Annotated in this window: 8 protein-coding genes; 5 read left to right on the forward strand and 3 right to left on the reverse strand. The window is 44.9% G+C overall.

Annotation, left to right across the window (positions count from 1 at the left end):
- Positions 1 to 237: 237 nt before the first annotated feature.
- The 3 genes from erpA (at position 238) to CWO08_RS02930 (ending at position 5,179) form a co-directional block, all read left to right on the forward strand.
- Positions 238 to 579, forward strand: coding sequence for an iron-sulfur cluster insertion protein ErpA (erpA, locus tag CWO08_RS02920; RefSeq protein ID WP_004734539.1), 342 nt, complete (start codon positions 238 to 240; stop codon positions 577 to 579).
- A 375-nt stretch (positions 580 to 954) separates the two neighbouring features.
- A complete protein-coding gene (locus CWO08_RS02925) occupies positions 955 to 2,079 on the forward strand; it encodes an efflux RND transporter periplasmic adaptor subunit (protein ID WP_102478393.1) in 1,125 nt (374 codons plus the stop codon).
- A 10-nt stretch (positions 2,080 to 2,089) separates the two neighbouring features.
- Positions 2,090 to 5,179 (forward strand): efflux RND transporter permease subunit, encoded by a 3,090-nt coding sequence (locus CWO08_RS02930; RefSeq protein ID WP_108019830.1) that lies wholly within the window; start codon positions 2,090 to 2,092, stop codon positions 5,177 to 5,179.
- Positions 5,180 to 5,256: 77 nt separating this feature from the next.
- On the opposite strand, the gene CWO08_RS02935 is transcribed toward CWO08_RS02930, so the two are convergent.
- Positions 5,257 to 6,546, reverse strand: coding sequence for a peptidoglycan DD-metalloendopeptidase family protein (locus CWO08_RS02935; RefSeq protein WP_102478395.1), 1,290 nt, complete (start codon positions 6,544 to 6,546; stop codon positions 5,257 to 5,259).
- A 129-nt stretch (positions 6,547 to 6,675) separates the two neighbouring features.
- Between CWO08_RS02935 and tyrS the strand changes: the two genes are divergently transcribed.
- Together tyrS and CWO08_RS02950 are read left to right on the forward strand one after the other, a co-directional pair.
- A complete protein-coding gene (gene tyrS / locus CWO08_RS02940; protein ID WP_102431660.1) occupies positions 6,676 to 7,863 on the forward strand; it encodes a tyrosine--tRNA ligase in 1,188 nt (395 codons plus the stop codon).
- Positions 7,864 to 8,247: 384 nt separating this feature from the next.
- A complete protein-coding gene (locus CWO08_RS02950; protein WP_017068902.1) occupies positions 8,248 to 9,093 on the forward strand; it encodes a magnesium transporter in 846 nt (281 codons plus the stop codon).
- A gap of 104 nt (positions 9,094 to 9,197) precedes the next feature.
- Here CWO08_RS02950 and dacB read toward each other — a convergent pair whose 3' ends face one another.
- On the reverse strand, positions 9,198 to 10,631 hold the full coding sequence (dacB, locus tag CWO08_RS02955) for a serine-type D-Ala-D-Ala carboxypeptidase (protein WP_108019832.1): 1,434 nt from the start codon (positions 10,629 to 10,631) through the stop codon (positions 9,198 to 9,200).
- A 108-nt stretch (positions 10,632 to 10,739) separates the two neighbouring features.
- Positions 10,740 to 11,795, reverse strand: coding sequence for a porin (locus CWO08_RS02960; RefSeq protein WP_108019834.1), 1,056 nt, complete (start codon positions 11,793 to 11,795; stop codon positions 10,740 to 10,742).
- Between the last annotated feature and the right edge of the window lie 311 nt (positions 11,796 to 12,106).

Raw genomic sequence — 12,106 nt, forward strand, 5'->3', positions numbered from 1 at the left:
AACTAGGAATGCTTTCGCCCAGATAATCACCCGAATCTGGTTGTTTTGTGTGGTTACACGTTTTAATTGCCAGATATTGACGAGTTTACAACAGTAAAAGGAAGGATCCGGTGGTGAATACTTGAACGTTTCAGTCAGGTATTAGATAATCACCCGAATATAAGAAAATACTCAACAACTATGGTCTCGAATTAGATTTGTATCATGTTGTTTTTGACACAGGTAAGAGAGGTTGTCGTGAGCGAAGTAAATATCCCATTGTCTTTTTCTGATGCAGCAGCTACCCGCGTACAAACGCTAATCGCTGAAGAAGAAAACCCAGAACTAAAACTACGTGTATACATTACAGGTGGTGGTTGTAGTGGTTTCCAATACGGCTTCACATTTGATGAAAAAGTAAATGATGGCGACACTACGATTGTAAATAGCGGTGTAACGCTGGTTGTTGACCCAATGAGCCTACAATACCTTATGGGCGGCATGGTTGATTACACAGAAGGCCTAGAAGGCGCACGCTTCTTTGTGAACAACCCGAACGCTACAACAACATGTGGTTGTGGCGCATCATTCAGCGTATAGCTTGAAAGATAGCTAGAGTTAAAAGACAGCTTTAGCTGAAAGCTACACCAGAAGGTTGTAAACGCCGAACTTATGTTCGGCGTTTTTGTTTTTATATCCCCAAATTTCTCTTCATAACAAAGCTCGGTTCTGAACAAGGCACTTGTTTTTCACGCAGCTTCAAAATTGATAAGACATATTAAGTCATTGCTTTTAAAACCATTCCAACCCTCTATTTTGACATTTTTAGTACACGGCATATTTTTTAAACTGTCGATAGCGTCCAACTTCGTTTGATTTTGGTCTGTTAAGGTTACCTATGTGTATCAGGAAGTTGCACATGACAGTGTTAAGCCATTTAGCGCGCCTTAATCACATCGGACAAAAGGATTTGTTATGCCCACTCTATCTTCTAACTCACCACTTTTTCAGAAACTGAAACAGCCGTGGCTGGTGTCTCTGATTTTAGTGATGTTGTTGTCTATCTGGCTTGGTTTAGGGGTGGGGCAGGCAGAAGAGTCGCCAGAGAAAAAAGCGACAGAAATCCCGTTAGCCAAAGTTTCCTTTCAAACCTTCACCTCATCACCCACCTTTAAAACCATTGATTTATACGGTCGAACGGCACCCGATAGGCATGCTCGATTAGGCGCGGAAGTCGCGGGAAAGATTGTTCGATTGAACGTTGTGAAAGGCGATGCGGTTAAAGCAGGGCAGGCTATTGCTCAGATTGATAAAGGTGACTTGGAAATACAGTTAGAGCGTGCAACGGCTCTGTATCGTTTAAAGCAGAAAGAGTTCAAAGCAGCGCAATCACTGAAGAAAAGAGGTCTGCAAGGTGAGATCGCCTACACCACAGCAGAGGCTTCGTTAACGGAAGCAAAAGCCATGATGCGCAATGCGGAATTGGCTTTAAAGAATACCGTTATTAGCTCGCCTTTTTCGGGTGTGGTTCAAGATTTGATGGTCGAGTTGGGTGACTTTGTTGGGGTTGGCGATCCGGTTGCGGGCGTGATTGACCTTGATCCTTTGGTTATTGAGGCCGATGTCAGTGAACGTCATATCCAGCATTTGTTAGTTAACCAGTCTGCCTTGGTTCGCTTGCTAGGAAGAGAAGAGGCGGAAGGGCGCTTGCGTTATGTGTCTCGAATTTCTTCGGCCTCAACTAATACTTTTCCAATCGAAATTGAAATCGATAACTCTGAAGGCCTACTGCCTGCAGGTGTCAGCGCTGAAGTGAAGCTCAACCTTGAAACAAGGGATGCTATCAAAGTCACACCTGCGATGTTGGCTTTGGATGAGGCGGGTAACCTTGGGGTCAAAACGTTGGTTTCAGTCGATGACTCACCAGTTGTGAAATTTGTCGGTATTCAACTAGTGAAGGCAGAGCAAGATGGAGTTTGGCTCACAGGTTTGGGTCAACGGGTCGATATCATCACCGTCGGACAAGGGTTTGTGCGTGATGGTGATTCAGTGATTGCGGTTGAGCAAGAAGCCGAACTCTCGAATGTAACAACTGAGTAGGAGATAACAGATGTATTCAATTATTGATGCAGCCTTGTCTCGTGCTCGAACAATGCTCTCTCTTTTGGCGCTCATCTTGGTTGCAGGTGTCATTACCTATATCACGATACCTAAGGAGTCGAGCCCAGACATTACCATCCCGATTATCTACGTTTCAGTCGGGCACCAAGGGATCTCGCCAACCGATGCCGAACGTTTATTGGTTAGGCCTATCGAGCAAGAATTAAGGTCGATTGAGGGCGTAAAAGAGATGACGGCAACCGCAGCGGAAGGCCACTCCTCTGTGGTGTTGGAGTTTAACGTTGGAGTCGATCTAACAAAGGCAATGGCGGATGTGCGTGATGCCGTTGATCTCGCCAAACCAAAGCTACCAGAAGACAGTGATGAACCGACCGTAAATGAAGTCACACTCGCTTCTGAGCAGCCAGTACTTTCTGTTGTGCTGTTCGGGACTGTACCGGAACGTACTATCGTACAAATTGCCCGAGAAGTGGGAGATAAAATCGAAAGTTATCGCCAGATATTAGAGGTCGATATTGCGGGTGATAGGGAGGATATCGTTGAAATCATCGTTGACCCGCTATTGATGGAGAGTTACAGCCTAGATCAAGCGGATATCTACAACCTGATCGCTTTGAACAACCGAGTGGTTGCCGCGGGTTTTGTTGATACGGGCTATGGTCGTTTTTCGGTCAAAGTCCCTTCGGTGTTTAATTCCTTAAAGGATGTGCTTGAGCTACCTATCAAAGTGGATGGTAAGCAAGTGGTGACATTTGGTGATGTGGCTACTGTTCGTCGAGCGTTTCGAGATCCAGAGAGTTTTGCGCGTTTAGATGGTAAATCTGCGGTGGTGTTGGATATCAAAAAGCGTGCAGGCGAGAACATCATCGAAACGGTTGAGTTAGTCAAAGCTGTAATGGCCGGGGCTCAGCAGCAAGCAGAATGGCCAAATAACCTGTTGGTCAAATACACCTGGGATGAATCGAAAGATGTGAAGATCATGCTTAATGATCTGCAAAACAATATTCTATCCGCCATCATCCTGGTGGTGATCGTAATCATCGCGATTCTTGGCGTGCGTACTGCTTTGTTAGTCGGCATTTCAATTCCGGGTTCATTCTTGACCGGATTATTGGTTCTGTCTGTATTTGGCTTAACCGTTAACATAGTGGTGCTGTTCTCTTTGATTATGGCGGTCGGGATGTTGGTTGACGGTGCGATTGTGGTAACTGAATTTGCCGATAGGCGGATGCAAGAAGGGGAAGGGCGTAAAGCAGCCTATCGAGATGCGGCTAAGCGAATGGCATGGCCAATAACCGCATCAACGGCTACAACCTTGGCGGCGTTTGCTCCACTCCTGTTTTGGCCTGATGTAACAGGCGAATTCATGAAGTTCCTTCCATTAACTCTGATCGCTACGTTAACTGCCTCATTGATTATGGCGCTGTTGTTTGTGCCCGTGTTAGGTGGTTTGATTGGCAAACCGCAATACGTCTCGTCTCAGAGCCAAGCTCGAATGGTGGCTTTGCATAATGGGGATTTCTCACAGGCGACAGGCTTAACCAAGGCGTATTACCACACACTTTCTATTGCGATTAAGCATCCCTTTAAGATTCTTTGTAGTGCGATACTGCTCGCGGTTGCGGTTGGTTTCACGTATTCAAAAGCGGGGCTCGGTGCTGAGTTCTTCCCTGAAGTTGATCCGCCATTCTTTAATGTCAAAGTTCGCTCTCATGGCGATCTTTCTATTCAAGAAAAAGATGACATCATGCGCGATATTGAACAGATGATGCTGAATCATGATGAGTTCGATACCGTTTATACGCGAACCGGTGGTGACGACCAGATTGGTTTGATTTCGATAACGCCCGTCGATTGGCAATACCGCCGCAGTGTTAAAGCGATCATTGATGAATTAAAGGTGCAAACCGATCAATACGCTGGTGTCGAGATTGAATACAAGTTCCCTGATGCAGGACCTCCGGTTGAAAATGACTTGGTCATCGAGCTTTCTGCTAAAACACCTGAGCAACTTAATCAGGCCGCAAAAATTGTGAGAAACTGGGCTGATGGCAATCAAGCACTGACCAATATCAGCGACACTGCGAGTAAAGATGGCATCGATTGGAAGGTGGATATCCGCCGAGACGATGCCGCCCGTTTTGCAGCTGACGCGACCTTGGTCGGCAATACCGTTCAGTTCGTCACTAATGGATTAAAGATTGGTGATTACTTGCCTGATGATTCATCAGAAGAGGTCGATATCTTGGTGCGTTACCCGAATGATAAAAGGGATATTGGACGCTTTGACCAGCTGAGAGTGAAAACGCCAGCTGGCTTGGTGCCTATCACCAACTTTGCTCAGATTGTTCCCGACCATAAGCAAGATACGATTAAACGTCTCGATGGTAAGCGTGTGGTGAACATCATGGCGGATATGGAAGAAGGCTATAACCTTGCGCTGGAACTACCAAAGATCGAACAAGCATTAAGTGAGCTAGGGCTGCCGAGTAGCGTGGAATTTCGTATCCGTGGCCAAAACGAAGAACAAGAGAACTCGTCAGCCTTTTTACAAAGCGCGTTCTTGGTGGCACTAGCGGTGATGGCTTTAATTCTGATTACTCAGTTCAATAGTTTCTATCAGGCGTTCTTGATTCTAAGTGCAGTGTTGTTCTCAACGGTTGGTGTGTTCGTTGGTTTACTTATCTTCCAGCGCCCGTTTGGCATCGTGATGTCCGGTATTGGGGTGATTGCGCTGGCTGGTATAGTGGTGAATAACAACATCGTGCTGATCGATACTTATAACCAATTGATTAAAAGAGGCTTGGATAAGCGAGATGCGATTCTGAGAACCGGTGTTCAGCGTTTAAGGCCTGTAATGCTCACGACGGTCACCACCATTTTAGGTTTGATGCCGATGGTGCTAGAAATGAATATCGACTTGATTAATCAAAAGATAGAATTTGGTGCGCCGAGCACGCAATGGTGGTCGCAACTCGCTACGGCAATTGCGGGAGGCTTAGCATTCGCCACGGTATTGACCTTGGTACTGACTCCTTGTTTATTAATGTTAGGGCGAGATAAGAAGCCGGAAAAATAGTAGATACAGTGGTTCGATGAACATAAAAAAGAGCGCCTTGGTGGGCGCTCTTTTCGTTGGTTTATATGGCTATCAACCTAATTGGTTGCGAGTAACTGACCGTATCGCTCAAGGTTATTTAGTCGAATCTCTGAGTTCGCAATAAATGTTGCTTTTGCTTTACCCGTTAACGACTTTGATTGAGGCAACTTCACGGTACGCGCATTTTTATGCACGCCATTGACCAAGAATTCATAGTGTAAGTGCGGGCCAGTTACACGACCTGTTCCACCCAAAGTACCAATGGTTTGGCCTTGTTTTACGCGCTGGCCAGTTTTCACCATACGTCGCTTCATGTGTAGGTACTTGGTGATATAAGTGTTGCTGTGGCGAATGAACACGTAGTTACCGTTGAATTGGTTGTACCCAGACTTCTGCACGATACCGTCACCGGCTGCCCAGATAGGTGTGCCAACAGGAGCTGCGTAGTCAGTGCCGCGGTGAGCGCGAACCTTACCGGTTACTGGGTGTCTTCTGGTAGGATTAAAGTTCGATGTTACGCGACGAAAATCAATTGGTGAGCGCAAGAACGCTTTCTTCATCGCACGACCATTTTCGTCGTAGTAGTTACCAGTTTTATCGTCCAATACCGCGGTAAATGAATCACCTTGGTTTTTGAACACTGCCGCCATGATCTTGCCGCGACCAATCACTTCACCTTCAACCACTTTCTCTTGATACAAGATTTTGAAGCTGTCGTTCTTACGAATATCTAGCGCAAAATCGATATCCCAACCAAAGATACCTGCCAGTTCCATAATTTGGTTTGCGGTTAAACCTGCGTTTACACCAGCGTTCCAGAAATTAGAGGTAATATTAGCTTCGGCATAGTTGTATTGGTATGCGACTTCTTTTTTGTCGAAGCTAGAGGAGAAAGAATCGCCAGACTTAGTGATCTTGAAGCTTTCAAACGCACTAAGTTGTCGTTTTAACTGAATAAGGTCGTTGTTTTCATCGAAGCCGAATTGCAAGACATCGCCAGGCCTTAGATTAGACAACTGCTTCTTAATATCATTATTGGTATTGAGTAGCGTGATCAGCAGGCGGTATGAAAGGCCAATACGCTCGAATAAAACAGAGGTACTTTCGCCTGAACGAACGGTGTATTTTTCCCAATTGAGTACTGCCGTTGGTGGTGCGTCACTTGAGCTAACAAGCGCAGATGCATCAATAGTCAGTGGGTAATGTTTTCCCACAACTAAAGCGCCCGAATCGTCACGCAAACTGTTGACGTCGGGGAGTAAGAAAATCGCGACGAAAATTATGGCACTAAAAAATGCGATAAAAGCCCGGTGCAAAATAGGAAGGCGTGCAAAAATAGACAACATGTTCCGGTTCGTTCTGTAAATATTATGAAAATCGACGACGGAATAGTGTAACTGGTTTCAAAATACATCGCTATTCAAGTAAGATGTCTAATTAATGTATTTTTGCCAAATCTGTGGGAGTGAACAAGAATGGCGAGTATTGAAGCTGCACTAGCCGAGATCAAACGTGGCGTAGAAGAACTGATTCCAGAAGACGAACTGATTGCAAAACTAAAAGAAGGTCGTCCTTTACGCATTAAGCTGGGTGCCGATCCAACAGCTCCAGATATCCACCTAGGCCATACGGTTATCTTTAACAAGCTTCGTGCTTTCCAAGAGCTTGGTCATGAAGTGACATTCCTTATTGGTGATTTCACTGCAATGGTTGGTGACCCATCAGGTAAGAACTCAACGCGTCCACCGCTAAGCCGTGAAGACGTATTGAAGAATGCTGAAACTTACAAAGAACAAGTATTCAAGATTCTAGATCCTGCGAAAACGCAAATTCGTTTCAACTCTGAATGGCTATCTGAGCTTGGCGCTGAAGGCATGATTCGTCTTGCTTCTAACCAAACTGTTGCTCGTATGCTTGAGCGTGATGACTTCAAAAAGCGTTATGCTGGTGGTCAACCGATCGCAATCCACGAATTCATGTACCCACTTCTACAAGGTCACGACTCTGTTGCACTAGAGAGCGACGTTGAGCTTGGCGGTACTGACCAGAAGTTTAACCTTCTAATGGGTCGTGAACTGCAAAAAGCGTCAGGTCAAAAACCACAAGCGGTACTGATGATGCCACTACTTGTTGGTCTAGACGGCGTTAAGAAGATGTCTAAGTCTGCGCACAACTACATAGGTATCAGCGAAGCACCAAGCGAGATGTTTGGTAAAATCATGTCTATCTCTGACGATCTAATGTGGAGCTACTACGAGCTGCTGTCTTTCCGTCCTCTTGAAGAAGTTGCGGAACTGAAAGCTGGCGTTGATGCAGGTAAGAACCCGCGTGACGTTAAAGTACTTCTTGCTAAAGAGATCATCGCGCGTTTCCATAGCGAAGCAGATGCTGATGCAGCAGAGCAAGAGTTCGTTAACCGTTTTGCTAAGAACCAAGTTCCTGATGAAATGCCAGAATTCGAATTCGAAGCTGGCCTGCCAATTGCGAACGTTCTAAAAGAAGCAGGTCTTGTAAACTCGACTTCTGATGCGATGCGTATGATCAAGCAAGGCGCGGCTAAGCTTGAAGGCGAGAAGATTGAAGACAGCAAATTCGTACCTGAAGCAGGTACTGCCGTTTACCAAGTAGGTAAGCGTAAGTTTGCTCGTATTACTATTAAGTAATAATGCACATCAATGATTGAGCCAAAGGCATCCACGGATGCCTTTTTTATTGACCGAAAGTTGACGAAACTTTGAAACGCCTATTGCTACACTATGCGCGCTGTCAAATTGACAGTAATTCTGGAGATTTTTATGAACAATACCGACCATCCTCCTAGTTTGAATGGAGAAGAATAACCTGTCTCGGTATTGATCTATTGTCCTGCCGTTCAGGTAGGGTATCTTTGTTTTTCCCCCTCATTCTTTTCCACACACTAGATTCTAACAAGTAGACACACCAGTAGCTTTCAGCTCTTGGTGCGCATAAATCTATAAATCTATAAATCTATAAATCTATGCTATTTGTTTTGATGGTCGTTACCTTTGCCAATCGGGAGATTCGCCATGACGGTAATGAACAACACTTTTTTATCTATTGAAGCTCTGTACTCAGAGCAAGACATCCAAGCTGTGTCGAATGCATTTCAACAGTACGGACGTGAACAACAAATTAACCTTTTGAACCGAATGCCGCTCGAAGATGCGGTGTTAGTGCTGGGGCAATGCTCTCTTAGTACGATTCAGACTTTACTTAGTGAGCTAGAAGAGCAGGGCTTTGAGAAGCGCTCTCGACATCTAGCTCACCAACTAGGGCTGATTTACTCAGAGGTAGAACCTCAGCAGGGCTATCTTTCTACTGGCGTCATGAGCCACGTTAGACAGCGTATCGGTTGGATTATTGCGTTAGCACTATTGGGCATCGTCTCAGGGCTTATCATCGCTCAATATGAAGACATTCTCAGTCAGTTGGTACTTTTGGCTATCTACATGCCGGTAATTGCTGCAGCTGGTGGTAATACCGGGACACAAGCTGCGACTTTGGTTATCAGAGCCTTAGCCACAGGTGAGTTAAAAAAACGCCAATGGGCTAACGTTCTGTGGAAAGAGTTTAGAGTCGCTATTTGTTTGGCTTTAGCTATTGCTGTGGTGATGATTGGACGTATTCTGCTATTTAGCGAAAACCAATCGACAGGTGGCTATGACATCAACATGATTGCGTTAGCGATTGCGGTAGCGCTGTTTATTCAGGTGACCATATCAACTGTGCTCGGCGGCGGGTTACCGATCGTTGCTAGGCTATTCAAGCTGGATCCAGCGGTGTTAGTGAGTCCAGTGCTTGCTTCGATAGTTGATATCTCAGGAATGTGGATCTATTTCACTGTCGTGAACTCATTCCTAGGAATTGCTTAAAAGCTGATAAAAATAGCTAAATACATCTGAGAAATAAAAATGGCGCTGAAGATTGAAGGTCTTCAGCGCCATTTTTTAGGTAGAGGTTTACAAAGAGCCAAACATTACTTCGATTTGCTTTGTGTTTGACTGAACTCAACTACATCTTTGTAGAAAGCACGCTCAAACTGGGTGATTGGAGCCTCTACCGGTCTGTCTGGATCTTGCTCTTCAGGGAAGTAGTCACGAACAAATTGTACGAATAGCGAGCTTGGCTTCCCGGACTCATCCAAACCATATCCCGCCATATTGTAGGTTCCGTACAAAGAACCACTCTTCGCTATGATATTGCTTTGAATCGGTGCTTTCCTCATGCTTTGTCGGTACTTAAGCGTTCCATTCATACCTGATATTGGCATGGCATTGATTAGGTTGAGCTGTGAGTCGTTTTCCCAGATATAACGAAGCACTTTAGCCATGGTCTGTGACCTCATTCGGTTGTTTCTAGATAACCCAGAACCATCAACGAGCTGCGCTTTGCTGAGGTCGATATTCGCTTTGGTCAGCAGTATCTGTTTTATTGCTTCAGTGCCGTTATTGAAACTCCCCGATTGCACATAAAACTTTGCTCCCAAGGTTTTGGTTAGGTTGTCTGCGATCAGGTTATCGGATTTCTTGAGCATAGTATCGAGCAGGTCTGGAAGTTTCGCTGAGTGATGGCTAGCCACTAACGTCGTGTTGTTTGTGCTTTCCTTAGTTCCAATGATCACATCACCCTTTACTTGTATTTTCAGCTCGTTAAGTAGTGAGTTCACCACTTGAGAGGTGTAAAGCTCAGGATTTTGAATGGCGAACTTTAGTGGTAATGGCTTCTTACGTTCCACTAAGCAACCAGAGAGCGTGTACGAGTTATCTGGCGTGGTGATGAGCTCTAAGTCGCACTGGGTAGCTTTTTGTCCAGAGCGCGTAACAGTGGCTGCATTGGTTGTCACGTCTATTGGATAATGGGCTGGAATATAGACGCGAGTGCTGCCGTTATCCTTTGTGTAAATAGAGGCTTGTACACAGTTGCTGTCTAAGGTCATTGCACTAGAAGGCGCGCTGTAACAAACGCCTAGAATGTCCCAAGGCCAACCAACCGCCCGTTGATAGCCGGTATAAGCAGTGTTATCCAGGTATAAGTTGCCTTTGATGGTTCTGGATTGAGACTTAGCGTACTGAGCTAACAGGCTTTTTAGCTGTTCACGTTGCAAGGTTGGGTCGCCGCTAAATGAAATGATTGAATCATTGCCAGAACGAACAATGCTGGTGGTGTAATGAAAGTTGTCGCCCAGCTCTAATTTAGCCGCTAAAGCCGTCACCAGTTTTAACGTACTAGCAGGAGGATAAAACTCATCGCTATTGGAATTAAGCTCGCTCGAATCATCGCTTAACGATTGGAGGAGCAAACTCGTACTACTACCATCAGGCAGTGTTTCTAGAGGGGCGTATGCGAAAGCGTTAATAGAGAGAGCGCTAATGGAAAAACTACATAGCAGTAGTGGTGATAGAAGGCGCATAGAAGATTGTCTTGGATGGCTGATATTTTCAGTATACAGATATAAAAAACGCCCGCTAGAGAGCGGGCGTTTTGATTCTTAATTAACTAATCAATCAGATAATCAGAATTAGAAGTCGTAACGTAGACCTAGAGCGATTTCGTCTTCAGCATCAGCTTTAGATGCTTTACCAGTAACTAGCTTAGTTGTATCACCAAACTTGTCGCCTTCAGAAATTAGGTTGAAGTTGTACGAGATGTACGTACGGAAGTTCGGTTTGAAGTAGTAAGTTGCATCGATAGCAACGTTATCAGCTGCTGTCTCGTTGTCGAACTCAGCGTTGTTGTACGTTAGCGTGAATGCAGTCTTGTCTAGTGTGTATGCTGTTGCGAATTCGTAACCAGTGTAATCACCGTTCTTCTTCGCTAGCTCACCGTCTGTGAAAGTACCTGCAAAGTATAGAGACTCAATGCGGTAAGATGCAGCAAGCATGTACTCGTTTTGCTCGTCTTGGTCAGCGTAACCTGCACCTAGCTTAAAGCCAGAGTCGCCGATTGCGTAGATACCAGATAGAGAGTAACCATCTGCGTTGTTGTCTGTGTAACCGCCATCAACTGAATCTGTACGGTCTGCGAAGCGGTAGCTTGCTTTAACTGCTAGGTCTTGGAATTGACCTTTGTAAGAAAGCATGTTGTCAGTGCGGTCTGCTGCAGAAATTTTGTATGCTGCTGAGTTACCGTGGTAAGACATGATATCCGTGAAGTCAGTGATTACGCCTAGCGCGCCGTCGTTTTTACCGTAAGTTACTTCACCGAAGTTACCGCCGATACCAGCGTACGTGTAACGGTTGTCTAAGCTGTCAGTTGTACCAACTTTTTCGCCGTTACCATCATAAATATCGGCAGGGTTAGAAACGAATTCACCTTCGTAGAAACCAACACCGTATAGGCCGTCTTGGATTTCAACTTTACCTAGGAAGTTAAGACGTACACGTGTTTTGTCTTCAGCTTTGCCATCTTTTACAGATAGACGAGCTTCAGCACGGCCACCGATCTCTAGAGAAGTGCCGTTAGAGCTGTATACAGAAGTGCCGTCGATACCACCAGCTTGTTTACCGTCCGCTGCTACTGCGTTAGTAGCAAGAGCTGCAGCAGATACAGCAAGCGCGATCATAGTCTTGTTCATGTTATTATTTCCTAATTACTGTCCATAGAAGTTTTATCAAGGATTTGAACCCTTTTGTGTATTGCCCGTATTAATCAGGCTTCATAACCATGATTAGAACAGAAGTCTGAAAAATGCCAGTGCAATCCATGGGTTACTTTTTACCTCTAAAGTTCCATTGTCAGTTAGTAAAATGATATAAAACTAAAAAATGAACACTGTTTTATTATATCTGTTGTTGTTTAAGTTGTTGTTTTAAGGTGTCTTTTATAAAAGTGTGATCTGCGTTTATTTTGTTTGTTTTTTGTTTTTTTAGGTATTTATTCCTGAGC

The sequence above is a fragment of the Vibrio sp. 10N.286.48.B8 genome, assembly GCF_003050085.1.
Classification (GTDB): domain Bacteria; phylum Pseudomonadota; class Gammaproteobacteria; order Enterobacterales; family Vibrionaceae; genus Vibrio; species Vibrio crassostreae.